We start from the raw sequence: 24,865 nt of genomic DNA, 5'->3' as shown, positions 1-24,865 counted from the left end.
TGGTCTGGGGGAGGTATACATAAGGCTTTTGCTTTCATACACTAAAGTAAGATGTTAATATATCAACAGTTTGGACGTTTGACTTTTTTGTTCAAACCGTCTATATATATGCTCATTGAAAAGTTAACCTTCGTATAAGTGGTGCCCACTCCGGTTATACTGCTCCTAAGGAAAAGCATGGAAAAGGAGCGGAATTCTGCATGAAACGTCTCAAAATCACCAACGATCACGGATAGACACCTCGGACACTTCGCAAACAGGAACGGAAAATCAAAAACATCCTTCTTCGCCAACGGGTGATGGCGGTTCGCCTGGTCATGGAAGGCTATTTGGGCAAAGAGGTGGCCTCCATGGTCAACGTGTGCCGACAAACCGTTTCCCATTATGTGTCGCTGTTCAACGAAGGCGGTCTGGAGATCTTGCTTCATCAGGATTTCGCCCCCGGGCGGGAGCCGTTTCTCACCGAAGAACAGCAGGAAGAGATCAAACAGCTTGTGTTGACCACCACTCCCGTGGAACTGGGCTGGGACGTCGCTTCGGCGTGGAACACCAAACTCCTGCAATCCGATGTCGAAAAGCACTTCGGTGTTTGCATTTCCCGCGAAGCGTTGCGAAAACTCCTGCACCGCAAAGGGCTGTCGTGGACACGGCCGGCCTACACATTGGCGAAAGGCGATCCGGATCGACAAAAGAATTTTGAGAAACAGATCGACTTCCTAAAAAAACTTAATGGATCCTGATTCGGTCTTGTTGTACCTTGATGAAACACATATCCGCTCTTACCATGTCTTGCGGTCCACATGGTTGGAAGTCGGCCGCCAAAAACAAGTGCCGACGTTCGGCCATCATGCCCACGTATCGCTGTTTGGCGCGGTCAACATCCACGATGGCGAAACGGTGCTTCATCAAACGACCGCTGCCAATGCCACGACGTTCTTGGATTTCTTGAGAATGCTCAAAGAGCGCTATCCGGACCGTCTCATGGTCTTGGTGTCGGATAACGCCCGCATTCACCATGCCAAAATGGTCAAGGAGTTTTTGCGGGAAGAAGGGCAGTGTTTTCACTTTATTTACCTTCCTCCCTATTCGCCACAGCTGAACCCGATCGAACGCTTATGGAAATGGCTGAAAGATACGGTGATTGCCAATGTATTTCACAAGGACCGCAACGATATCATTCAAGCCATTACTCGGTTTGTCAACTACATCCACGAACGTCCGGAGGAAGTGCTGCAGCGCTTAGGGTGTGCAGGATGACTGAGAAGTTAACTCTTCATGTTGCATGTATATAGAAGACATTCTTGGTTCTGCCCCGGTACCACCTGTGCGTAACTGGCATTGCTGTATGGAAAAGAGAGTGTGAGAAAAAATCCTTCCTGTTCGACTCCTTTCTCGTCTTGGTACGTAAAACTTCCAAAATCGGCCTGTGCCTCTCCCGGTGAGTGCTCTAACGGAAGATAACCTTCACCATCTTGATACATTTCTTGTTTTTTCTTCGCTACGTAATACTGCACCGTCCTCAAGGAGACGGAAAATTCCTCCCCGTACATTTCAAGCAGCCGACGATATACCCTAGTTCCTGTATGCCTTTGTTTTCGAGGCACCTTTCGGTCTTCCTCTAACCACTCATCAATCTGTGCTTTATATGGATCTAACTTTGACTGTTTTGGCTTCCTTGGAGTTGGAAATGGATTATCATCTTCTTTATTGGCATATTTTTTGATTGTTTGAAAGCTATGTCCCGTCTCTTTGGCAATGGCTCGCAGGGACATCCCTTTATATTCATACAAATATTTGATATGATGTTGTGGAATCATTGTAAGCATCCTTTTCTTCCCCTTCTAACTGTACTTTTTGTCCAATTAGAAGGTTAGTGGTGGGAGAGGGGTGCTGACAATGATTTTTTTTTGCAAACTGCTAAACTTTTATCTTGCACAATGCGCTACTTTTATTTGCATTAAACAGGGTGGAGAGCAAAGCTTACTCATGGATGTTTTGTATGAACATGGTAATATTCCGTTGTTTACAACTTAGGATCAAAGTTTTCCGTTGCATTTAGGAAGGAATTTAGATTAAATTGATAGCGCTTTAATAGTAATATAATAATTGAGCAGTCGATAAAAAGAAGAATGAAACGGTTAACAAGTGCTCAATGCAATAGGAACATCAAATTAATCGGATCTCATCATAGCTAACATCAATCGGTTGCTCCTAAAAAATAATATTTAGAATTCAACACATTACTATTTCATTAATTGAGGGATGATTATGGTGAACTTAGAAGAAATTAGTTTCCATATTATTTTACATGGAGGAAATGCTCGAAGTTTAGCTATGGAAGCAATTAAACATGCTAAAATTGGTGAGTTTGACTTAGCTGAACAAAAAATTGAAGAAGCGAATGAAGAAATGAGAAAAGCTCATCGTTTTCAAACAGATCTTATTCAAGAGGAAGCTCGTGGGGAAAAAATAGAGATTCGTATATTACTCATCCATGCACAGGACCATTTAATGAATGCAATGACAGTTATTGATTTAGCTCAAGAAATAATTGAACTTTATAAAAAATTAATTAACTAAATTTACAAGTATAACGAAATGGAGGGATTTATTATGAAAAAAGTTTTAATTATTTGTGCAGCTGGTATGTCATCTTCTTTAATGGCAAAAAAGACAACGGAATTTTTTAAAGCAAAAGGTCAAGATATTGAAGTAGATGCCGTTTCTGCTAATGAAGGTAGCAAGATGATTGAAAAGGGTGACTTTGATTTATTTTTGGTAAGTCCTCAAACAAAAATGTATTATCAAAAACTTAAGGAAGCTGGTGATCGTGTAGGAAAACCGGTTGTGAACGTCCCGCCGCAAGCATATGTTCCTATTCCTATGGGTGTTGAAAAACTGGGTAACTTAATCTTACAAGAACTTCCAAATAAATGATTTGCTAACGGTTATGTTCCAATAAGAAATGAAGTGGGATAAGCTTAAATGATCAGTTACGATTAAATAAATGGTTCTTCGTTATTTACAATTAAATGACAAAATTATTAATAGAATCGAAGAGGGGGATAATTTAAAAAGATTAAGATTTCAATAATTTTTTTAAAAGAAGTTATCCCTCTCTACTAAACTTCAATATATTGAAAGCGGTATCTTTGATGAGTAGTAGAATGGAACCATATATTTAAAATGATTGAACTTATTCCCTTTTAATGTTTCGATTACCAGTATCAAAATTATTGCGAGTAGCGAAGAACAAGATAAATGAGGGATTTGTATGAATTACAGTGAAAGAGCACTGTTAGAAAAAAACAGAAAAGAACAAAGTATTAAATCTGTGTACTATAATCGATATTTACTTGTAAGATATGTTACTGCAATATTCTTTTTTACAAATATATACTGGCTAATTTCGTTGTTAATGAGTGATTCATCACTATATATTGTCCCATTGGTACTAATTATCATACTACTAACGAGTATTGCAGAGCAAGTAAAGATCTATAGCAGCCCTACCAATAATGCTATATACACAAAATATTGTTTTATAACTTTGTTCTTTACGAATGCTGTTCTTATATTACTAACTTGTTTTTCTTCGTCCTTTGCACAATTATATCCTTTTTTAGTAAATCAAAATAAGTCAAAAGTATTTGTTTTAATTATTTTGATTGCCGGGATGTTATTAAGCGCTTTAATTCTTTATCGTTTAAACAAAATTAAATATAACGAAGATAAGCATTATCAACGCATCAAGGAATATGAAAAAGTTATAAATTAACAGAAAAGGAGGAATTCTTATGTCATCAGAAAGCAAGGCATTTGCCTTACTTGAAAAGTATATAATGGGACCCATGGGAAAAATTGCATCTTTTCGATTTGTGCGTGCAGTAATGGCTGCAGGAATGGCTTCTATTCCGTTTACGATCGTAGGGTCGATGTTTTTGGTGTTGAACGTATTGCCGCAAACCATGACATTTTTAGAAGGCTTTTTCAATAATACTTTCTTTAGAATTAGTGATTTATATATGTTAGCGTTTAAAGCAACGATGGGAATTTTAGCGTTATATTTTAACCTTGTCATTGGTTATGAGTATACAAAATTATTTTCTGAAGAAGAAGGTTTAAATCTAAACCCTTTAAATGGCGCTTTACTGTCAATGTTCGCTTTCTTTATGACTATTCCTCAATTAGTTTTAAAAGATGGAAAAATGTTGTTAGTACAACAAATTGATGATACTACTAAAATTATTAGCGGTTGGGAAATGGTTGATAGCGGTGTAAGTCGTTTAGGTACTACAGGAATATTTGCGGCAATTATTATAGCTGTTGTGGCTGTACAATTATATAGACTTTGTGTGAAACGAAATTGGGTTATAAAAATGCCGGAAGCAGTACCGGAAGGCGTATCTAGATCATTCACAGCATTAATACCAGCATTTTTAGTTGCTTTTGTTGTTTTACTAATTAATGGAATTTTAGTAGCTTTAGGTACTGATATATTTAAAGTAGTAGCAATTCCTTTTAGCTTTGTTGTTAATATAGCAAATAGTTGGTTAGGCCTCATGGTGATTTACTTCTTAATCCACGCACTTTGGATCGTAGGTATCCACGGGGCAAATATTATCGGGGCGTTCCTAACGCCAATTGTTCTAGCAAATATGGAGGCCAACATGAATGGAGCGAATATTCCATTCGCAGGTGAGTTCCAAAATTCATTTGTAATTATGGGTGGTTCCGGATCGACTTTAGGGTTAACTATCTTTATTGCACTTTTTGCTAAATCACAACAATTAAAAATTTTGGGAAGAGCATCTGTTGTTCCTGGTATCTTTAATATTAATGAACCAATATTATTTGGATTACCGATTGTTTACAATCCATACTTAGCTATCCCATTCTTTTTAGCACCTATGGCTACAGCAACTATTGGTTATTGGGCAATTAAACTACATTTTGTTAATCCTATTATTGCACAAGTACCTTGGCCATCTCCAATAGGTATAGGCGCTTTTATTGGTACAGGTGGAGACATCAGGGCGGTAGTTGTATCATTGATTTGCGGTGTTGTAGCATTTCTCATATATCTTCCGTTCATTAAAATATACGATAATAAGTTAGTTAAGCAAGAAAAAGGTGGAGAGCCTGTCCTCTGATCCAGAACATAGAATTAAGATGTGTAGATGCTTTATGAGTTATGAGGTAAAAGGTAAATTTCAATGGTGTAGAAGCAAGTACTGAATACTAAAGTATTTTGTCAAAGACTTAAGCTGCATAGCAAGTGCTTATAATGTCAATAAAGTGAAAGGAGGCGGTTCTTCAAAGGAGTAACTGTCTTCTTATTCAACCTTTTTAGGTTGGTGGAGTTAATTGCCAGTAATGGACAAGTGTTATTTACAAGGATTTTAAAACGGAGGTTGACTTATTATGAGAAAAAGTGTTTTACCGGAAAACTTTTTATGGGGTGGAGCAGTAGCAGCTCACCAGCTTGAAGGTGGCTGGAATAAAGGTGGAAAAGGGATAAGTGTTGCAGATGTGATGACTGCAGGAAGACATGGTGTTCCTCGTCAAATTACAGATGGTGTGTTAGAAGGGTACTATTATCCGAACCATGAAGCGATTGACTTCTATTCTCGTTATAAAGAAGATATCAAACTCTTTGCTGAAATGGGATTTAAATGTTTCCGTACTTCTATCGCTTGGACAAGAATTTTTCCGAATGGAGACGATCCTGAACCAAATGAAGAAGGATTACAATTTTACGATGATTTATTTGATGAATTATTAAAATATAATATCGAACCCGTTATTACCCTTTCTCATTTTGAATTACCTTATAATCTTGTGAAAAAATATGGTGGCTTTAGAAACCGGAAGTGTATTGATTTCTTTGTGAAATTTTCTGAGACAGTTATGAAACGTTATAAAGATAAAGTGAAATACTGGATGACATTTAATGAAATCAATAACCAAGCAGATACAAGTATGGATTTCGCTAGCTTTACAAATTCAGGAATTATATATGAGAAAGGCGAAAATCGGGAACAAACAATGTATCAAGCAGCTCTTTATGAATTAATTGCTAGTGCAAAAGTTGTAAAATTAGGCCACGAAATTAACCCTAATTTTAAAATCGGTTGTATGCTTTCTTTTGTACCGGTATATCCATACTCTTGTCATCCAGATGATGTGATGTTTGCCACTGAAGCAATGCGTAATCGCTGGTTCTTTGGTGATGTACATGTTCGAGGTGAAATTCCTAATTATACGAAGAAATATTGGGAAAGAAATGGTTTTGAAATTGAATATACAAAGGAAGATGAACAAATTCTTAAAGAAGGTACAGTAGATTATATTGGATTTAGCTATTATATGTCTAAGGTAGTCAGTGCTCGTGAAGTAGAAGGCAGTGAACCTGATGGAGAATTTGGTCATATCGTTCGTAATCCTTATGTCAAGGCAAGTGAATGGGGTTGGCAAATTGACCCAGTAGGCCTCCGTTATTCATTAAACGCTTTATACGAACGATATAATATTCCTTTATTTATTGTGGAAAATGGTCTCGGTGCTAGGGATGTCATTGAAGCAGACGGTACGATAAATGATGATTACCGTATTCAATATCTGCGTGATCATATTAAAGAAATGAAAAAAGCAGTGGAATTAGATGGTGTTGATTTAATAGGATATACACCATGGGGCTGTATTGATTTAGTTAGTGCTGGAACTGGAGAAATGGAAAAACGTTATGGCTTTATTTATGTAGATAAAGATAATGAAGGAAATGGTACGTTAGAAAGGAGAAAGAAAAAATCTTTTTATTGGTATAAGCGTGTTATTGAAACAAATGGAGAAGAACTTTAAAGAATAGACTTCCATGACGTGGTGAACCGCCATCACGCGTTGGCGGAGATGGACGTTTTTGATTTTCCGTTCCTGCTTCCGGAGTTTTCGGGGTGTCCATCCGTAATTATTGGTGATTTTCAGCCGTTTCATGTGTGATTTCGCCCCTTTTCCATGTTTTTTCTAGGAACAGTATAACCGGAGTGGGTATGACTTATGTGAATGTTAACTTCTCAATGAGCATGCATATAGATGAAAAATCTTCATTTGTCTAACTCACAAAATTATGATAAGAATTCACACGAAATAATTATTTAGAACTCACATTTCGCATATTAGATAAAAATTCAAAAACAATTCCGATATCGAAATAAAAAATCATTTATTTTACGAAATATGAGTTAGGAAAATGGAGTTGATATAAAACTCCATTTTTTCTTATCACTAAGATGCATAACCTGACTATCATCAAAAACAATTGGTTATAAATATAAAAGGTCCGATATATCGGTGAATGAATATATGCATGAAAAATTCTTCTTAGTCCTCTTAGTATTGAAATGCGATAAAAGAGGAGCTGATCGACATGACTAAACTATCAACACGGCAAAAAGATATTTTGTTACTTTTATCCAAGTCAAAAAAACCAGTTACCTCAGAATGGATAGCAAAAGAATTAGGCGTCAGTGATCGAACAATCCGAAATGAAATTAAACAAATGCAGCAGAATATTGAATCGAAAGGTATTTTAATTGAATCGATTAGAGGAAAAGGATACGTACTAAAAATAGTAAATGCTGAACTATTTTCAAAAACTCTATATCAGATTTCTACTGAAGAGAATAATATAGCAGCGGAGTTTGCTGATCAAGATACAAGAGTTCTATATATTTTAAGGCGTCTATTGCTAGAAAAGGATTTCATTAAACTGGAAAGCTTTACAGATGAGATGTTTATTTCCATGTCAACTTTGCACAATGATTTAAAGAGGGTTAAGGAAATTCTCAATAAATATAATTTGAAATTAATAAATCGCCCTCACTACGGATCAAGAGTTGAAGGGGACGAATATATGAAACGTTTATGTTTATCGAATTCGTTATTAAGTCGGAATAAAGAGGCACTTTTAAAGGGAGACTCTTTACACTTCATTGATCAAGAATTATTTAAAAGGATTAAAGAAGTAATTATCCAAACGGTTAATAAATACAAAATTGAGATTTCTGACATTTCTTTAGAAAATTTAGCGACACATATAGTTATTGCTTGTAAAAGAATTGAAGAAGGTTTTGTCATTAAAAAGTTGTCTGATGTTTTAGTCGATGAATACCCATTTGAAAAAATTGTAGCTAATGAAATTATTAAAAAGGTTGAAGAAATGACACATTTAACTTTTCCTGATGCAGAAATTGATTATATTATCGTTCATTTACTAGGAACAAAACTTTTACATCAAAAAGGACTAATGGAGTTTATTGAGTTTGATGAAGTTGGGTCGATTATAAACTGTATGTTAAAAAGATTAAAGTCTGAATTAAATTGGGACTTTAGTCAAGACCGTGAGTTTATTCAAGCTCTAACTTTGCATATCCGTCCTGCAATGAATCGATTGCGTTATAAAATGAATATTCGTAATCCATTATTAAATGATATAAAGAAAAAATACCCAGCCGCGTTTGAAGGAGCTGTTATTGCTAGCAAATGCATAGAAGAATATTTACAAATTGAAGTTGTTGAACATGAAATTGGTTATATTGCTCTTCATATTGGTGTTGCCCTTGAACGAATGAAGTTAAATAAGAAGAAAAAGAAAGTACTTATCGTTTGTGCTTCTGGAGTAGGTAGTGCTAAATTACTTTACTACCGATTAAAAAATTTGTTTGATCAAGAAATTGAAATTATGGACACGATTAATTATTACAATTTATCATCATATGATTTATCTTCCATTGATTTGGTCATTAGCACAATTCCTATAAAAGAAAACTTAGGGGTACCAGTCCAAGTTGTTAATATTTTTTTGGAAGACAAGGACATTAATGCTATTAAAAATTTTTTATCTATGAATCAAATTGAAGAAGTGACTTATTTACATCCTTCAAGAATTTTCCTTCAGCAGGATTTACAAGATAAGGAAAGTGTTATTAGATTTTTATGTGATGAATTATATAAACAAAAGCTTGTACCAAAAGATTATGTAAATCTTGTTTTAGAAAGGGAGTCTATGGCCCCAACCAGTTTTGGAAATCTGGTAGCAGTTCCTCATCCAATAACCCCAGTAACAGATGAGACATTTTGGACAATATGTACATTAAAACATCCTATTCAGTGGCATGAACAGCAAATGGTTCAATTTATTTGTTTGTTAAATATTAAAAAAGGTTCTCAAACTGATTTAGATCGTATGTATCAAAAGATAATTTCTATCATTGAAAATAAATCTATTGTCCAAAAGGTTATTAAAAGTAAAACAGTTGATGAGTTAATAGAGTTATTAATGTAAACTAGCACATTATTCAGAATTTTTTCAAATTATTTCAGACAGATTCGGAAATAATGTGCAAAATTTTTGCGGATTTATTTCGGATTTTGCAGATTATTTCCGAACATTTGTACATTCTTTCGGATGAATACTTCCAGCGCATCCGATGAACTGATCGAAAAGGGAAAACACGGAAGGGGCCGATTCGGCTCCTGTTTTTTGCAAGCAAAAAGTGGTTTATTCGGTGAAATAGCGAATGATAATTAAGATAATGGGATAATTGTTCGCTTCTTCATGATCATCCAAAGATCAAGTCCTGATTATTGTGTAAAAATTCGCTTTCGGTCTAGCAAATTTAGGTTTTGGAAAAATCAAACTACTTTTTTGCCGTTTCTTTTTACACAAAATCTTGGACTTAACCTCATCCGATGAGTATAAAATTTTGTGTAAAACATTTTGCTAGACCAAAAGAAAAAAGGTAGGGTATTCTCTGATTGGACGAAAAACATTCTAAAGAAAGGAGAACCCTACCTATGTCTAAAAGTATATCGAATATTGACTGGGCAAATCAACTGGAAAGTGTCATTCGTCAGTTTGTCAAAGAAAAATTAGAGCTGATTATGCAGGAAGAGATCAAAAATTTCCTCGAAATCAAACAAGCGGACACATCCAATATGAGAAACGGATATTATCAACGAAATCTAGATACGCAATATGGCCGGATTGAGGGACTTTTGGTCCCAAGAGATCGAAACGGGGAATTTCAAACGCAGCTGTTTGCTCCTTATCAACGCCACACGGGATGGCTGGAGGAAGCTATCATTCGGATGTATCAAAGCGGCATGAGTACCCGGGAAATTGGCAAGTTTATTGAACGAATTCTAGGAACTTATTCTCCAGCGACGATCAGCCGTATTACCGATGTCGTAAAAGAAGATATCGAAAAATGGTGTAGCCGTCCACTACACAAGCGTTATTCCGTCTTATATTTGGACGGTTTGTACGTGAAACTTCGTCGCGATACGGTAGAGAAAGAAGTCATTGATGTGGTGTTAGGGGTGAACGAAGAAGGGTATCGCGAAATTCTTGATTTCTTTGTGGGAGCATTCCTGTTAGAAGTTTTTTCGGGGACTTGAAAAAAGCCCTCTTGGTATGTGTCCTCCACCCCCATTCGGATACAACCCAAGCGATAATAGGGGTACCGATTGCGTTGGACAATTTGGATTGGGCATCAAAAAGTGCAATGGCTGTTCCTCGTTCGTTACGGGGAAACCAGTAACCAATTGCTTTTGTAGCAGCTGGAAAATATGGGACTTCCCCGATTTCTAGTAAAATTCGCGATAAAATGACAAGTCCCTGACTGCTGGCGATCGCGGTGAGAAAACAAGCGGCTGACCAAATAATGGTACCAATTCGCGCCACCCATTTGACACCAATTTTATCTAGCAAAGTGCCCGCAGGAATTTGAAGAATGGCATAAGACCATGCGAAGGCGGATAAAAGAATCCCAAGTTGTCCAGGAGTTAAATGGAATTCTTCTGACAATGGCTTTAACGCAACAGACATATTGATGCGGTCAAAATAATTGACAATGACCCCAACCGCAATTAAACAAGCTGTGGTCCAGCGTCGTTTTTTCACTGCGTATTCACTATCCATAATAATTTATGGTTATTTGTAAGCGTATGTATTTATGAATCTATACTTTTATGGCATCTCCTATACGTAAATGTCTAAGAAAGATCATCAGTATATTCCGTTATATGTAACTATATTCCGTTATACGGAACAACTTTTGACTGAATTATAGCGATTTTTTTGCCGTCTGTCTAGATATAAACAAGAATTTTTCAACTTTTCTAAATCAATCCGTGCTTATGCATATTTGTTGGATTTGCATGGCATTGCGAGATCTTCCACAACGATAACAGCATTATTTCATGAGCAAGATAGTAAAAAAACAGAAACAGGGTTACGTACCGTACAAAGGGCGATCGATATCTTGTACTGCTTTACTTTAGAAGAACAGGAACTGTCCTTAACAGAAATTGCTAATAAAATTTCGCTTGCGAAATCTACTACTACCAGATTGTTATCTACTTTAGAACAAAATAATCTAGTGGTCAAAGATCCGCTTACCTTAAAATACCGTCTTGGCGAAGGAATATACTACCTTGAATATGTTGCTGGAAAGTCGATTAAAATCAGAGAAATTGCCAGGCCAATCATGGAAGAAATACGGGATAAGACTCGTGAAACGGTAAATTTGTATGTTTTGGAGGAAAATTCACGAGTTTGTGTGGAACAATGTGAAGGACTTCATTCCATTCGACATATCGTTAAAATTGGAGAAAAATTGCCATTGTGGACAGGTGCTGAAGGAAAGGTGATTTTGGCTTATCAATCCCTTTCTTTTCAACAGAAAATTTTTGAGCAAGTTCCATTTAAAGAACGATTAACTTATTTAAAAGAAGAAATTGAAAAGATTAAGTTACAACGTTGTGCTTTAAGTATAGATGAACGAGAAGTTGGTTCTGCAGCGGTTGCAGCGCCTATTTTCAATATCAATGGAGAAGTTAGGGCATGTTTTTATCTGTTTCAGGGCCCGCTAATCGATTCACTCCTGAAGTAGTAGAAAAATATAAGCTATTGGTCAAAGAAGGCGCTAAAGTGATTTCAGAAAAGTTAGGATATCGAGAATAGGAAGAGAATATCCTGCCAGTCCGATTCGAATATTAAAAGTATTTTTGAATATCCCCCTTATCAGGATCGTGAGAATAACATCAAGGTAAAACACCCGAGACTTAGGGAAATAAAAGTTCCTGGATTGTTCCGAAATTTGGAAAAACACCATGGACTATTCGTTATATTGGCCCAGATTTAGGAGAGCACAATCAAGAAATGATGGGATTGTCACAGGAAGAAATACAAAAACTTGAGAAAAGAACGTAATATAGTTGTTTTATAGCACATTGTATATTAGCCCACCTGGCAAGTTGGCACTCGATCAAATGCGTCTTTAGAAATTGGAATGACCAAATAGAAGGGGCTTGTTTTATGAATGAAATGAACTTAGTTCGTTTTCATTCACTACTAATTGACAACGTTTGTCAATAAAGTTTATACTCTTATTTGACTAATTTATACATAAGGAGTAGATTGTGAAGCAAGAAAGATAATGACGCATCTAATTGGCAAGCAGGTGTTGATGGATGACAAAAAAAAGCGCTCTCGCGTTACTTTAGAGCAAGTAGCCAAACATGCCGGTGTGTCGCGGGCGACAGCTTCCCTTGTTGTTCGTGGCAGTCCAGCCATTTCAAAAGAAACACGGGAAAAAGTATTAAAGGCAATGAAAGAATTAGGGTATGTGTATGATCGGGTGGCTGCAAATTTACGGTCGCAGCGTTCTTCTACAGTGGGATTGATCATTACGGAAATCGGCAACCCATTTTTTTCTGAATTGTTAGTCGGTGTCCATGAGGCGTTAGATAAAGAAGGATATACTGTCATTTTGGGGACGACGTTTGACTCTCCGGAGAAGCAAGATGCGCTTTTATCGACGCTGCTGGAATATCGAGTGGGCGGTGTAATTATGAGCCCCGTGCCTGGATGTTCGATGGACATGGTTGAGCGACTAAAACAGTGGGAAATTCCAGAGTTGTATTGATAGCGAGGGAGTTGCCATCTGGGGAACAAATTGATTATATTGGAATTGATAATGTAGAAAGCGGCAGATTAGCAACGGAGCATTTAATTCAGCAAGGACATCGTCGCGTCGCTTTTCTAGGCGGTTTTTCGAATTCATCCGTATGGAGAGATCGAAAACAAGGATATTGCGAAGCCTTGGAACAAGCCGGCATCGAAATAGATGAGTCACTGTTCATACAGACGCTTGCGACAAGGCAAGGAGGAATGGAGGCAATCAAACGAGTTTTGCAACATCCCGACCCACCAACGGCAGTGTTTTGCTATAACGATGTGGTTGCGTTTGGTGCATTGCTCGGTTTAAAGGAAGCGGGAATGATTCCGGGGCGCGATATGGCGGTTGTCGGTTTTGATAATGTTCAAGAATCTGCCCTGTTTTCCCCATCTTTAACGACAATCTCGGCGTTTCCGGAACAGATTGGTATTCATGCGGCGGATATTTTACATCGGCGCATAACCGGTGACACAAGTGAACTGAAACGCCTTATTTTAAAGCCAGAACTTGTCGTGAGAGAATCAAGTTCATTGAATGTTTAGATTGCTTTAAAAGGAAGGACACTAATATGGGGACATATTCGAACATTCCTCTTCGAGAAAGAAACATCGTACTAATCGGTTTTATGGGAGTAGGGAAGACAACGATCGGTCAGCTTGTAGCGAAAAAGTTATATCGTGATTTTATTGACGTAGATCAAGAGATAGAAAAACGGCACCATATGTCAATCCCGGCTATTTTCGAACAAATGGGCGAAAATTATTTTCGTAAAGTAGAGAGAGAATTGATTGTTGATCTTTGCACTAATACCCGGTTAAAGATTATTTCCCTTGGCGGAGGGGCGTATTTGCAGGAGGAAGTGAGAAACGCCTGTTTGTCCCACGGCATTGTCGTTTTCCTCGATTTGTCATGGGAAAACTGGAAAGATCGTCTTCCATCCATCGTCCATGACCGTCCTTTACTGAAAAATAAGGCGCTGGAGGAAATCAAACAATTATTTGAACTGCGGAAACAGGCCTATTCCCAGCATCATTATCGTGTGGCGACAGACGGTCTGGATCCGGAAACAGTGGCAATTCGTACGATAGAACTGATTCGCGAGCGGAATACAAATTAATGATGGAAAAACACCCTTTACTTCAAGGGTGTTTTTTGCTGGGTTTCACTATCACTGAATTAAGGGATGTTCTTTTTAGAGGTCCGTTAAGAACCAGCGGGAAGAAAATAGAAGAGAGGAGACGGTCATTGCTGCCGGTACAACTCGCGGATTTTCCGTTCATGCTGGAGCGTTTTGCTTGAGAGAAAATCAACTGTTTCCTGTGTTTCTGACAGTTCGATGCGCAGGTTGTCCACTTTTGTTTCCAACCGATTAAATCGCTCATTCATCTTTTCTTCTAGTTTTCCGACCATCTCTTGCATTTCTGTTCTCAGTTGGTTCCCCATTTCTTGCATTTCTGTTCTTAGTTGATTGCCCATCTCTTGTATTTCTATTCTTAATTGGTTCCTCATTTCTTGCATTTCTGTTCTCAGCTGGTTGCCCATCTCTTTCATTTCCGCTCTTAGCTGGCTGCTTATTTTTTGCATTTCTACATGAGTATGGTCAGAATGTAGTTCCAATGCTTTCAAAATTTCTTTTAACATAGTTTCTTGTTCCATTCTCTCACCTCCTCATTCCCATTATAAAGTAAAGAAAGCAGAAAAGGAAAATCTGTTTTTATTGATGTTAGTTAGTATGTAACTTAAATCAGCGTATGTAACAGATGGGGGTTTCACTCAATTTTCACCGTCCTGTTGTATGTTGGAAACATGTCAAAACGAGATGGCGAATTCAAACAGGGAGTGGATAGGAAGATGAAATCGATCAAACGGGTGGACGGCTGGCTGCTTGTGATTGTCCTTATCTCTATTTTTCTCCATTTCTACAATATCGGCAATGCAGGGTCAAACGTGTATTATACCGCGGCAGCGAAAAGCATGACGGCAAACTGGAAAGCGTTTTTCTTTGCCGCACTGGATCCGGAAGGGTTTATTACCGTTGACAAGCCGCCTGTCGCGTTATGGTTTCAAGCGTTAAGCGTGGCCATCTTTGGCGTGAGCGACTGGAGCGTCCTGCTTCCGGAAGCGCTCGCCGGTGTTGGTTCGACGCTGCTGATTTATTTTATTGTCAAGCCATTTGCCGGCAAGGCGGCCGCCAGATGGGCGAGCTTGATTTTCGTTTGTACTCCTATTTTTGTGGCGGTGGCGCGCACAAACAATATTGACGCGATTTTAATTTTCACGCTGCTGGTGGCGGCATGGGCGCTGATGAAAGCGATATGGAAGCAGCGGCTTTCATGGCTGCTTGCAAGCTTTGCGCTCGTGGGCTTGGGTTTTAATATGAAAATGCTGCAGGCATATATGGTGCTGCCAGCGTTTTATTTGTTCTATTGGCTGGCAGGAAAAGGGGCTTGGAAGCAGCGGCTTTGGCATTTAACGGCTGCTACTGCCGTCGTCTTGGCTGTTTCTCTTTCCTACGCGGTCATCGCCGATATGATGCCAAAAGATAAGCGCCCGTATATCGGCAGCAGCCAAACGAATTCGGTGCTTGAACTGGCGCTTGGCTACAACGGGATCGACCGTTTAACCGGAGCAGCGGGGCCAGGCGGAAAGCGGGGCATGCGCGGTGACAATGAATTTCAAGATCGGAATGGACAAATGAATCATTCCGCAGATCCATCTTCTCATTCATCGCTTTCAAATCCGTCAGAAAGTGGATTATATAGTCGGCCAAACTTAAACGGGGAATGGCCGGTGGGGGAATTCCGCACAGGCGGCGGGCAGCCTCCGGGCGGAATGGGAGGCATAGGAAGAGGAGAAACGGGACAACCTGGTGTGTTCCGCTTGTTTCAACAGCAATTAGCTGGGCAAATCAGCTGGCTTCTGCCGTTTGTGCTGTTTACCGCTGTTGGATTGTTCGCATCGATCCGCCGGCAGCGGGCGATCACGCCGCTTCACCGATTTCTGCTGTTTTGGTTCGCCTGGCTTGTTCCGATGGCCGTGTTTTTTAGCGTCGCCGGATTTTACCACCGCTATTATTTGAGCATGATGGCGCCGGCGATCGCGGTGCTGGTCGCGGTCGGAAGTGAGTTGTTGTGGCAGTTTTACAAAGAGCAGAACGGTTTTTGGCGCTGGCTCTTTCCTGGCGCGCTGCTGATGACGTTTTTGTTTGAATCATACGTTGTGTTTCAACAGCGTTCTTCCTTATCTACTATTTGGCCGCTGTTGCTTGTGCTCTATGGACTGGCCGTGTTTTGTTTTCTCCTTGCATTTCGCCAGCAAAAGAAGGTGGTGCACTATTTGAAAATAGCCAGCTTGTTGGGCCTTCTTGTCATGCCGTTTTATTGGTCACTCACCCCGCTTTTGTATGGCGGCAATAGCTCGATTCCGTATGCCGGACCGGATTTAAAGCGTCCGGACGCATACGGACAGCGCGTTTTCGGAGGCAGGGAAGAAAGGAAAGTGACTTCCGATTTGCTTGCGTATTTGGAAAAGCATTATAATGGCGAGAAATATTTAGCGGCAACGATGCGCGCCAATACGGCGGCTGAGCTGATGTTAAAAACGGATAAAGCAGTCATGGCGATGGGCGGATTTTTAGGGACAGACCCGGTGCTGACAACGGAGCAATTAGCGAAAATGGCGAGAAATGGCGAAGTGAAATATTTTCTGATTTCTGGATTTGGCAGAGGCGGCGAAGGCAACAGCGAACTGATCCAATGGATCGAAACACATTGTCAAGAAGTGCCGCAAGCGGAATGGCAAACGAATGCGGAAACAGTGAAAAGCTGGGATGAACAGGAGGATGAAATGCCGCCGGTGGAGCGCGGTATAAAGCTTTACGAATATAAAGGATAGGAGGGATGTGGTGTGGTAAAATATTCTGTGGTGATTCCGGTATATAATGAGGCGCTTGTCATCCGCGAAACATACCGCCGGTTAAAGCGCGTGATGGAGCAAACCGATGGGCCGTATGAACTGTTGTTTGTCAATGATGGCAGCGAAGATGAAACCATCGATATATTAAAAGAACTTGCCGTGAAAGATGAAACGGTCAAATATGTGGATTTTTCCCGCAATTTTGGCCACCAAATCGCGATTACCGCTGGAATGGATTATGCGGCCGGAAAAGCGATTGTGATTATTGACGCCGATTTGCAAGATCCTCCGGAGTTAATTTTAGAAATGATCGAAAAATGGAAAGAAGGCTATGACGTCGTGTACGCCAAACGAGTGAAACGAAAAGGGGAAACGATATTTAAAAAGGTTACCGCTTATCTGTTTTACCGGGTGCTGCGGGCGGCGACTGAAATCGACATTCCTGTCGATACCGGCGATTTTCGCCTTATTGACCGGAAAGTGCGCGATCAGTTAGTCTTTATGAGAGAACGGAGCCGCTTTGTCCGCGGGCTCATAAGCTGGGTCGGATTCAAGCAGACGGCTGTGGAATATGAACGGGAGGAGCGGTTTGCCGGGAAAACAAAGTATCCGCTCAAAAAAATGATCCGCTTTTCGCTTGACGGAATCACTTCGTTTTCGTACAAACCATTGAAGCTCGCTAGTTTGTTAGGCTTTTTCCTGTCCGCCTCCAGCGTGCTTGGCATGATCATCACTTTATATTTAAAGCTGTTTACGCATTCGACGGTGGCGGGATGGGCGTCGCTTTTAATGGTGATGCTGTTATGCAACGGCGTTATGTTTATAATGATTGGCGTGATCGGGGAATATATTGGCCGCATTTATGATGAGGTAAAGCAGCGTCCGCTATATATCGTCAAAGAGACATGGGGAGTCGGAACCAAATATGAAAAAGTACCGTTTTATGTGGAATGAACGGAAAAACATACGAATGTTGTGGCGCTTTTGCCTTGTTGGAGCTGGAAATACGTTTGTGGACTTTGTTGTCTTTTTTCTTCTTGCCTCGTTTGGCGTTTCCGCACTGCTGGCGCAAGTATGCTCTTATACAGCCGGCGTGGTCAACAGCTATGTATGGAACCGGATGTGGACGTTTCAGGTAAAACAAAAGGCGAATGTCGGAGAGTTTTTGCGCTTTCTCATTGTCAATGTGCTGTCGCTGGCTGTGACGCTCCTTTTGCTTTTTCTCTGCCGGGATGTTGGGCAGTGGCCGTTGTTTGCCGGAAAACTGGCAGCGACGTTAGGAGGGATTGCCGTCAATTTTGCCGGCAGCCGCTTTTGGGTGTTTGCCTCGAAACCGTCCCATTCTTAACATAGATGGCCAACGCTGTACTGTGCACCCATGTTAGATTGGTTTGCCTTCGTACCGGGCATATGGCGCTTGCCGCTAACGCAGACAGCAAAAGCCGAATCCGTCTTGGCGGATTCGGCTGTTTTTTTTTAAGAACGAATTTGTCCCGTGCCGTAGACGAGCGATTTCGTCGTTGTGATTGCACGCAGTCCCATCGGACCGCGGGCGTGGAGCTTTTGTGTGCTAATGCCGATTTCTGCTCCATAGCCAAACTGCTCGCCATCGGTGAAGCGGGTCGAGGCGTTATGGTAAAGGACGGCGGCGTCAATCGCTTGGAAAAAGAAGCGGACATTGTCGTTTTGCTCGGAAATAATTGCTTCGGAATGTTTCGTGCCATAGCGGTTAATATGGTCAACTGCTTCGTTGACATCTTGCACGAGTTTAACGGCTAAAATCGGCGCCAAATATTCGGTGCTCCAGTCCGCTTCGGAGGCTTGCCCGATAAAAGAATAGGTAGAGGCAAGCCGCGAATCGCCGCGCAGCTCGACGCCGCGGGCGTGCAATGTTTCAAGGAGTTCGCCGATATACGGCCAGTTTTGGTGGATAAGGACGGTTTCCACCGCATTGCAGACGGATGGGCGCTGCAATTTTGCATTTAAGACGATATCGATTGCCATTTGCTTTTGCGCCGATTCATCGATGAAAATATGGCAGTTGCCGACGCCGGTTTCCAGCACTGGAACGGTGGCGTTTTCGATGACGGAACGGATCAGCCCGGCGCCGCCACGCGGAATTAATACGTCTAAGTAGCCGTTTAAACGGAACATTTGCTGGGCTGTCTCACGGCTCGTGTCTTCAAGAAGCTGGATGGCATCGGCAGGAACGGCGGAATCGCGCAGCGCCTCTTGCATAATATGGACGAGCGCTTTGTTTGAATGAAGCGCGGATGAACTTCCCCGCAATAAGACGGCATTTCCCGTTTTTAAGCAAAGGCTTGTGGCATCAACGGTGACGTTCGGGCGCGCTTCGTACACCATGCCGATGACGCCGAGCGGCACGCGCACCGTTTGAATGCGCAGCCCGTTCGGCCGCGTCCATTCTTCGACGATTTCCCCGATTGGGTCAGGAAGCCCTGCGACTTGCCGGACGCCGCCGACCATTTGCTCGATTCGTTCGCCGGTAAGCTGCAACCGGTCGATTAAGGCCGGAGAAAGACCTTGTTCTTTTCCAAGCGCAACGTCTTTTTCGTTTTCTTGCAAAACCCAGTCTTTTTGTTTCGTTATGGCATCGGCTATGCGCATTAACGCTTCATTTTTTTCTTCTGTCGACAAGAGGGCCAGCGTTTTCGCTGCTTGTTGCAGCTGCTTAGCTTTTGTCAGCAGTTCGCTCATTTTATATAACACTCTCCTTTCGCAATGATACCCAATTATCGCGGTGGATCACTTCCGGACGATGGTTAATCGAATATTGTTTCGCTTCATTGCTAGGAAGCCCTTTTACTTTTTCTAAATCGCCGGAGGAGTAGTACACTTGCCCGCGGCCGATGACGGTTCCTTTGCGGTTGACGACCTCGACGACATCCATGGCGGCAAAGTTCCCATACACCGCGGTGACGCCGGCGGGAAGCAAGCTTTTGCCGCGCTGCAGCAAGGCGGTTTCCGCGCCTTCGTCAATTTCAATTTGCCCCGCCACGGGCGCGTGGTACGCAATCCATTGTTTGCGCATTTGCATATGTCCGTGAAACGGCGCGCCAATATACGTCCCGTCTCCTTTTCCTTCCAAAATATCATATAGTTTTTCTTTTCCTTTGCCCGTTCCGACAAAGACGCTCACGCCGAAAGATAGCGCTTTTTGCGCGGCGAGAAGTTTTGATTTCATGCCGCCCGTTCCGACTGCGGAGCCGCTGCCTCCCGCCGCTTCGATCATTTCTTTTGTGATTTCCGGCAAAAACACATATTTTTTCGCATTTGGATTTGTTTTCGGGTTATCATCGTACAACCCGTTAATATCGGTTAAGATAATGAGCGCATCCGCATGCAAAAAGCCGCTTACGAGCGCGGAAAGCATATCATTGTCGCCAAACGTCAATTCCTCGACGGACACGGAGTCGTTTTCGTTGATGATCGGCAAAACCCCGCATTCCAGCAATGTGGTGATCGTGGAAAATAAATTATGAAACCGTTCGCGGCTGTAAAAATCTTCTCTTGTCAATAAAATTTGCCCTATCGTAATGCCGAACCGTTCGAACGCGGAAATATAGCCTTGCATTAGCAGCCCTTGCCCGACTGCCGCCGCCGCTTGTTTTCCTGCGGTGGTGGTAGGCCGCGATGGATAGCCGAGCGGTCCAAATCCGGCGGCAACCGCGCCCGATGTAATTAAAATGACTTCATGGCCTAATTGTTTCATATAAGCGATCGCTTCGACATGGTCGAGCAGTTTTTCGTGGCAAAGCGCACCTTTTGCATCCGTCAATGAACTGCTGCCGATTTTTACGACGATTCGCTGCTTTTTCACGCGCTGCCTCCTTTCTTTCTGTTTAACAACAAAAAACGCTTTTTCCCCTCCTGCAAAAGGACGGAAAAAGCGTTCCGCGGTACCACCTTTTTTGGCGCATTGCGCGCCCACCTCTTGCCCGTAACGAGGGCGGACGGCTTATGTTTGCATAAGCGGCCTTGGTAGGGCAGGTTCAACCGACTTCCCGTGAGGAACCTTCCAGCCTGCGGGTTCCACTCTCTTGCACGTTCCATCGGTTTACTAGTCCCGTGCCGTTTTCCGTATCAATGATTTGTTAGAAATTATCCATACAAATTGGAAAATTGTCAAGAGTTTTTTCTTCGACAGCAATGTTTGTTATTTGCTAGAGTAATTGCTTTGCTTAGTGGGTGATGGCTTTACTGCCAGCTGGCCTAATAGGTGGAACAATGCGGCTCCGATCGTTGTTCCCAACGTATTTAAGAGAATGTCATCGACATCAAATGCCCGAAACGGAACGAAAAACAGTTGGATGCTTTCGATGCAGAAGGAAAGAAGAAAGCCAACGATAACGACTGTTTTCGGCCGAAGGGGAGTAGAACGAGAAGCAAAAAAGCCAAACGGTATAAACAACGCAATATTGCCGCCAATGTTTCGCACGGGAACGAGCCAGTAAAAATGGTGAAGCGACTGCCGGATGCTCGCAAATGGAATAAGATTGATGCCGGCATCTATTTCCCTCTGTACGTGCGGATATATATAAAACGGAAATGGGAAAATCGTCAAACTATATATAAATGCAAGGGAAAAAGCGAATAATCCGTGGATGATTTCATGTTTGCTTGAAAAGGTTCGTTTCCGTATGTACACAATGCCGCGAAATAATATCCAAACGACCACGAAGCCAATCAATGGCACGTGAAGATCCAGCATCATAAACTCCCCTTATTTTTCCATTATATTGGATTATAATATATGATTACGCGCGAGTTCAAGCAGTTTCCAATTTTGCCAAAATGACAGATAAAAGGGATGATTATTTTTATCGAAATAAATGTAATTGTCATTTTATTAAAAAAAATGGTACAATACTTAAAACATCGAGATAATAAAACTGCTCATGGAGGGATTGAGATTGGGAAAACTTCGCAGCGATATGATCAAAAAAGGATTTGACCGGGCGCCGCACCGCAGTTTGCTGCGCGCGGCAGGCGTTAAGGAAGAAGATTTTGACAAGCCGTTTATTGCCGTGGTGAACTCATATATTGATATTATTCCGGGGCATGTCCATTTGCAGGAGTTCGGCAAAATTGTCAAAGAAGCGATCCGCGAAGCGGGCGGAGTCCCGTTTGAAATGAATACGATCGGCGTTGACGACGGAATCGCGATGGGGCATATCGGCATGCGCTATTCGCTGCCAAGCCGCGAAATTATCGCAGATTCGATCGAAACGGTGGTTTCCGCGCATTGGTTTGACGGAATGGTATGCATTCCAAATTGTGACAAAATAACGCCGGGCATGATGATGGCGGCGATGCGTCTGAATATCCCGACGATTTTCGTCAGCGGCGGGCCGATGAAAGCTGGCGTGACGAGCGATGGAAGAAAAATTTCGCTTTCTTCCGTATTTGAAGGGGTTGGCGCTTATCAAGCCGGAAAAATCGATGAAAAAGGCTTAATGGAATTAGAACGATATGGCTGCCCGACATGCGGTTCCTGTTCGGGAATGTTTACGGCGAACTCGATGAACTGTTTGGCGGAAGCGTTAGGGCTCGCATTGCCAGGAAACGGCACGATTTTAGCGGTAGACCCGGCCCGGAAAGAGCTCGTCCGCCAATCGGCAAAACAATTAATGTATTTGATCGAGCATGACATTAAGCCGCGCGATATTGTCACCGAAAAGGCGATCGACAACGCGTTTGCGCTCGACATGGCGCTTGGCGGCTCGACGAACACCGTATTACATACGCTGGCGATTGCGAACGAAGCGGGCATCGATTATTCGCTGGAACGGATTAACGAAATCGCGGCAAAGGTGCCGCATCTTGCCAAACTGGCGCCAGCTTCCGATGTGCATATTGAAGACTTGCATGAAGCGGGCGGCGTATCGGCAGTGTTGCATGAGTTAGCGAAAAAAGAAGGAACGCTGCATCTCGATACATTGACGGTAACCGGAAAAACACTTGGAGAAAACATCGATGGCTGTGAAGTCAAAGACTATAACGTCATCCGCCCAATTGATAACCCGTATTCTGAAACGGGCGGTCTTGCCGTACTGTTTGGAAACCTCGCCCCGGACGGAGCGATCATAAAAACAGGCGGCGTGCAAGCCGGCATTACGCGCCATGAAGGGCCAGCGATCGTTTTTGATTCGCAGGAAGAGGCGCTGGAAGGAATCGCAAACGGCAAAATCAAGCCAGGCCATGTCGTCGTCATCCGTTATGAAGGGCCAAAAGGAGGACCGGGAATGCCGGAAATGCTCGCGCCAACTTCGCAAATTGTCGGCATGGGGCTTGGCACGAAAGTTGCGCTCGTGACGGATGGGCGGTTCTCCGGGGCGTCGCGCGGCATATCGATAGGACACGTTTCCCCAGAAGCGGCGGAAGGCGGCCCGATTGCTTTTATTGAAGACGGAGACATCATTGAGATCGATATTAAAAACAGAACGATTAACGCAAAGCTTTCTGATGAAGAATGGGAAAAACGAAAAGCGAACTGGAAAGGATTTGAACCGAAAGTGAAAACCGGATACCTTGCGCGCTATTCGAAGCTCGTTACTTCCGCAAGCACGGGCGGGATTATGAAAATTTAACCGCCTTGTCCGAAGACCTGTTCCAACGGTTTTGCGGCCGAAGCGGACAGGTCTTTTTTATGAAAACAAAAAAGAAAACGCTTACAAAAAGGAGAAAGTGTATATGATAAAATAGGGGGGATTGGATGAACAATACGAATAAACGAATGGAAACGATTGTTATTCATCATGGATATGATGTGGGATGGCATTTTGGCAGTTTGTCCGTGCCGATTTTTCAAACATCGACATTTACGTTTGCCACGGCGGAACAAGGAGAAGCGCGGTTCGCAGGACGAGAAGACGGATATATTTATTCGCGCCTGGCTAATCCGACAGTGCGGGTGCTGGAGGAAAAAATGGCGCGTTTGGAAGGAGGGGAAGCGGCGCTCGCGTTTAGTTCTGGGATGGCGGCCGTGTCCGCGGTATTGTTTGCGTTAACGAAAGCCAATGACCATATTATATGTTCTCAGGGAGTATACGGCTGTACGTTTGGGCTGTTGCAATTGTTAAAAAAGAAATATCACGTTTCTCACGATTTTTGCGCAATGGAAACGGAAGAGGAAATCCGCCGCCTTATCCGCCCGGAAACGGTTTGTATTTATGTGGAAACACCGATTAACCCAACGATGAAACTCATTGATTTGCAAATGGTCGTGAAAGTGGCAAAAGAGCATGGCATTACGGTTGTGGTGGACAATACGTTTTGTTCGCCGTATTTGCAGCGGCCGCTTGAGCTTGGCTGTGATATCGTCGTGCATAGTGCGACGAAATATATCGGCGGCCATGGCGATGTCATTGCCGGCATCGCGGTTGGGAAAAAAGAATGGATGGAGGAAATCGCGAAAACAACGCAAAAAGATATCGGCGGCGTCCTTTCTCCGTTTGCTGCTTGGCTGTTGTTGCGAGGATTAAAGACGCTTCCGGTGCGGATGGATCGGCATTGCGATAATGCGGAGAAAATTGCCAAACGGTTAAAAGCCCATCCGCTCGTTGAACGCGTTAACTACCCTGCTGATTCAGACAGCCGCGATTATCCGATTTACCGAAAACAAATGAAACGCGGCGGCGGCTTGATTTCGTTTGAAGTGAAAGGAACAAAACGAGACGCCCAGCGTTTTCTTAATCACCTCCAGCTCATTCAAATCGCTGTCAGCCTTGGCGATACGGAAACATTAATTCAACATCCGGCAACGATGACCCATTCTGTTGTGCCGGAAGAAGCAAGAATAAAGATGGGGATCAGCGACCAATTGATCCGTTTATCCGTCGGTTTGGAGGCGTGGGAAGATATTTGGGATGATTTGGAGCAGGCGTTTTGTTTATTAGCGAGATAAA

General features: G+C 42.1%; 19 protein-coding genes and 4 pseudogenes. 17 read left to right on the top strand and 6 right to left on the bottom strand.

Annotated elements, in window-relative coordinates; all coding sequences use genetic code 11:
- Positions 1-299: 299 nt before the first annotated feature.
- Complete coding sequence (locus AOT13_RS15165) at positions 300-740, top strand: helix-turn-helix domain-containing protein (RefSeq protein WP_073519232.1); 441 nt, start codon at positions 300-302, stop codon at positions 738-740.
- Positions 730-1,257, top strand: a complete 528-nt coding sequence (locus AOT13_RS19965) for an IS630 family transposase (protein ID WP_003249743.1) — start codon at positions 730-732, stop codon at positions 1,255-1,257. The genes AOT13_RS15165 and AOT13_RS19965 overlap by 11 nt, the downstream gene beginning before the upstream one ends.
- Positions 1,258-1,265: 8 nt before the next feature.
- On the opposite strand, the gene AOT13_RS15155 is transcribed toward AOT13_RS19965, so the two are convergent.
- Positions 1,266-1,826 (bottom strand): IS21 family transposase, encoded by a 561-nt coding sequence (locus AOT13_RS15155; protein WP_042383869.1) that lies wholly within the window; start codon positions 1,824-1,826, stop codon positions 1,266-1,268.
- 442 nt (positions 1,827-2,268) lie between these two features.
- Between AOT13_RS15155 and AOT13_RS15150 the strand changes: the two genes are divergently transcribed.
- The 7 genes and pseudogenes from AOT13_RS15150 to AOT13_RS15120 form a co-directional block, all read left to right on the top strand.
- Positions 2,269-2,580, top strand: a complete 312-nt coding sequence (locus tag AOT13_RS15150) for a PTS lactose/cellobiose transporter subunit IIA (protein WP_003249745.1) — start codon at positions 2,269-2,271, stop codon at positions 2,578-2,580.
- A 33-nt stretch (positions 2,581-2,613) separates the two neighbouring features.
- Entirely contained in the window at positions 2,614-2,937 is a 324-nt protein-coding gene (locus tag AOT13_RS15145) for a PTS cellobiose transporter subunit IIB (RefSeq protein ID WP_003249748.1), read from the top strand.
- 337 nt (positions 2,938-3,274) lie between these two features.
- Complete coding sequence (locus AOT13_RS15140) at positions 3,275-3,778, top strand: hypothetical protein (protein ID WP_003249750.1); 504 nt, start codon at positions 3,275-3,277, stop codon at positions 3,776-3,778.
- Positions 3,779-3,797: 19 nt separating this feature from the next.
- A complete protein-coding gene (celB, locus tag AOT13_RS15135; protein WP_003249752.1) occupies positions 3,798-5,153 on the top strand; it encodes a PTS cellobiose transporter subunit IIC in 1,356 nt (451 codons plus the stop codon).
- Between the two features lie 271 nt (positions 5,154-5,424).
- Positions 5,425-6,861 carry a 6-phospho-beta-glucosidase gene (locus AOT13_RS15130; RefSeq protein ID WP_003249754.1) on the top strand — a complete coding sequence of 479 codons (1,437 nt, stop codon included), beginning with the start codon at positions 5,425-5,427 and terminating at the stop codon, positions 6,859-6,861.
- A 565-nt stretch (positions 6,862-7,426) separates the two neighbouring features.
- Positions 7,427-9,343 (top strand): BglG family transcription antiterminator, encoded by a 1,917-nt coding sequence (locus AOT13_RS15125; protein ID WP_003249756.1) that lies wholly within the window; start codon positions 7,427-7,429, stop codon positions 9,341-9,343.
- Between the two features lie 512 nt (positions 9,344-9,855).
- Positions 9,856-10,425 (top strand): annotated as a pseudogene (locus AOT13_RS15120) (IS256 family transposase); the annotation flags it as partial.
- 55 nt (positions 10,426-10,480) lie between these two features.
- Here the strand turns inward: AOT13_RS15120 and AOT13_RS19700 are convergent.
- Positions 10,481-10,981 (bottom strand): annotated as a pseudogene (locus AOT13_RS19700) (MFS transporter); the annotation flags it as partial.
- Positions 10,982-11,246: 265 nt separating this feature from the next.
- Here AOT13_RS19700 and AOT13_RS15115 point away from each other — a divergent pair.
- The 3 genes and pseudogenes from AOT13_RS15115 to AOT13_RS15105 all read left to right on the top strand — a co-directional run bounded on the left by AOT13_RS15115 (position 11,247) and on the right by AOT13_RS15105 (position 14,139).
- A pseudogene (locus AOT13_RS15115) lies at positions 11,247-12,025 on the top strand (IclR family transcriptional regulator).
- Between the two features lie 505 nt (positions 12,026-12,530).
- Positions 12,531-13,564 (top strand): annotated as a pseudogene (locus AOT13_RS15110) (LacI family DNA-binding transcriptional regulator).
- Positions 13,565-13,590: 26 nt separating this feature from the next.
- On the top strand, positions 13,591-14,139 hold the full coding sequence (locus AOT13_RS15105; RefSeq protein ID WP_013400560.1) for a shikimate kinase: 549 nt from the start codon (positions 13,591-13,593) through the stop codon (positions 14,137-14,139).
- Positions 14,140-14,264: 125 nt separating this feature from the next.
- Here AOT13_RS15105 and AOT13_RS15100 read toward each other — a convergent pair whose 3' ends face one another.
- Positions 14,265-14,678, bottom strand: coding sequence for an OmpH/Skp family outer membrane protein (locus AOT13_RS15100; protein WP_003249767.1), 414 nt, complete (start codon positions 14,676-14,678; stop codon positions 14,265-14,267).
- 195 nt (positions 14,679-14,873) lie between these two features.
- On the opposite strand from AOT13_RS15100, the gene AOT13_RS15095 reads away from it, so the two are divergent.
- Genes AOT13_RS15095 through AOT13_RS15085 form a run of 3 tightly spaced genes read left to right on the top strand, consistent with a single transcriptional unit; the run spans position 14,874 to position 18,285 of the window.
- Positions 14,874-16,916 carry a glycosyltransferase family 39 protein gene (locus tag AOT13_RS15095; protein ID WP_003249768.1) on the top strand — a complete coding sequence of 681 codons (2,043 nt, stop codon included), beginning with the start codon at positions 14,874-14,876 and terminating at the stop codon, positions 16,914-16,916.
- A 12-nt stretch (positions 16,917-16,928) separates the two neighbouring features.
- Positions 16,929-17,891 (top strand): glycosyltransferase family 2 protein, encoded by a 963-nt coding sequence (locus tag AOT13_RS15090; protein WP_003249770.1) that lies wholly within the window; start codon positions 16,929-16,931, stop codon positions 17,889-17,891.
- A complete protein-coding gene (locus AOT13_RS15085; RefSeq protein ID WP_003249772.1) occupies positions 17,863-18,285 on the top strand; it encodes a GtrA family protein in 423 nt (140 codons plus the stop codon). The genes AOT13_RS15090 and AOT13_RS15085 overlap by 29 nt, the downstream gene beginning before the upstream one ends.
- 128 nt (positions 18,286-18,413) lie before the next feature.
- Here AOT13_RS15085 and AOT13_RS15080 read toward each other — a convergent pair whose 3' ends face one another.
- From AOT13_RS15080 to AOT13_RS15070, 3 genes are all read right to left on the bottom strand, one after another.
- Positions 18,414-19,655: a glutamate-5-semialdehyde dehydrogenase gene (locus tag AOT13_RS15080; protein WP_042383865.1), complete on the bottom strand. Its 1,242-nt coding sequence runs from the start codon at positions 19,653-19,655 to the stop codon at positions 18,414-18,416.
- 1 nt (position 19,656) lies between these two features.
- Positions 19,657-20,778, bottom strand: coding sequence for a glutamate 5-kinase (gene proB / locus AOT13_RS15075; protein WP_003249774.1), 1,122 nt, complete (start codon positions 20,776-20,778; stop codon positions 19,657-19,659).
- A gap of 336 nt (positions 20,779-21,114) precedes the next feature.
- A complete protein-coding gene (locus tag AOT13_RS15070) occupies positions 21,115-21,669 on the bottom strand; it encodes a VanZ family protein (protein WP_035501921.1) in 555 nt (184 codons plus the stop codon).
- A gap of 202 nt (positions 21,670-21,871) precedes the next feature.
- Between AOT13_RS15070 and ilvD the strand changes: the two genes are divergently transcribed.
- Together ilvD and megL are read left to right on the top strand one after the other, a co-directional pair.
- A complete protein-coding gene (gene ilvD / locus AOT13_RS15065) occupies positions 21,872-23,548 on the top strand; it encodes a dihydroxy-acid dehydratase (RefSeq protein WP_003249779.1) in 1,677 nt (558 codons plus the stop codon).
- A gap of 125 nt (positions 23,549-23,673) precedes the next feature.
- Positions 23,674-24,864, top strand: coding sequence for a methionine gamma-lyase (gene megL / locus AOT13_RS15060; protein ID WP_003249781.1), 1,191 nt, complete (start codon positions 23,674-23,676; stop codon positions 24,862-24,864).
- The last annotated feature ends 1 nt before the right edge of the window (position 24,865 follow it).

Origin of the sequence: Parageobacillus thermoglucosidasius, from assembly GCF_001295365.1 — a bacterium.
GTDB classification, from domain to species: Bacteria; Bacillota; Bacilli; order Bacillales; family Anoxybacillaceae; genus Parageobacillus; species Parageobacillus thermoglucosidasius.
This window is presented reverse-complemented; position numbering and strand designations above follow the sequence as displayed.

Bases quoted from the DNA above. Each gene is read 5' to 3' on its own strand.
- AOT13_RS15085 (WP_003249772.1), top strand. From the start codon at position 17,863: ATGAAAAAGTACCGTTTTATGTGGAATGAACGGAAAAACATACGAATG.
- AOT13_RS15145 (WP_003249748.1), top strand. From the start codon at position 2,614: ATGAAAAAAGTTTTAATTATTTGTGCAGCTGGTATGTCATCTTCTTTA.
- AOT13_RS15140 (WP_003249750.1), top strand. From the start codon at position 3,275: ATGAATTACAGTGAAAGAGCACTGTTAGAAAAAAACAGAAAAGAACAA.
- AOT13_RS15155 (WP_042383869.1), bottom strand. From the start codon at position 1,826: ATGCTTACAATGATTCCACAACATCATATCAAATATTTGTATGAATAT.
- celB (WP_003249752.1), top strand. From the start codon at position 3,798: ATGTCATCAGAAAGCAAGGCATTTGCCTTACTTGAAAAGTATATAATG.
- AOT13_RS15165 (WP_073519232.1), top strand. From the start codon at position 300: ATGGCGGTTCGCCTGGTCATGGAAGGCTATTTGGGCAAAGAGGTGGCC.
- AOT13_RS15125 (WP_003249756.1), top strand. From the start codon at position 7,427: ATGACTAAACTATCAACACGGCAAAAAGATATTTTGTTACTTTTATCC.
- megL (WP_003249781.1), top strand. From the start codon at position 23,674: ATGAACAATACGAATAAACGAATGGAAACGATTGTTATTCATCATGGA.
- AOT13_RS15100 (WP_003249767.1), bottom strand. From the start codon at position 14,678: ATGGAACAAGAAACTATGTTAAAAGAAATTTTGAAAGCATTGGAACTA.
- AOT13_RS15105 (WP_013400560.1), top strand. From the start codon at position 13,591: ATGGGGACATATTCGAACATTCCTCTTCGAGAAAGAAACATCGTACTA.
- AOT13_RS15070 (WP_035501921.1), bottom strand. From the start codon at position 21,669: ATGCTGGATCTTCACGTGCCATTGATTGGCTTCGTGGTCGTTTGGATA.
- AOT13_RS15080 (WP_042383865.1), bottom strand. From the start codon at position 19,655: ATGAGCGAACTGCTGACAAAAGCTAAGCAGCTGCAACAAGCAGCGAAA.
- AOT13_RS15095 (WP_003249768.1), top strand. From the start codon at position 14,874: ATGAAATCGATCAAACGGGTGGACGGCTGGCTGCTTGTGATTGTCCTT.
- AOT13_RS15130 (WP_003249754.1), top strand. From the start codon at position 5,425: ATGAGAAAAAGTGTTTTACCGGAAAACTTTTTATGGGGTGGAGCAGTA.
- AOT13_RS15150 (WP_003249745.1), top strand. From the start codon at position 2,269: ATGGTGAACTTAGAAGAAATTAGTTTCCATATTATTTTACATGGAGGA.
- AOT13_RS19965 (WP_003249743.1), top strand. From the start codon at position 730: ATGGATCCTGATTCGGTCTTGTTGTACCTTGATGAAACACATATCCGC.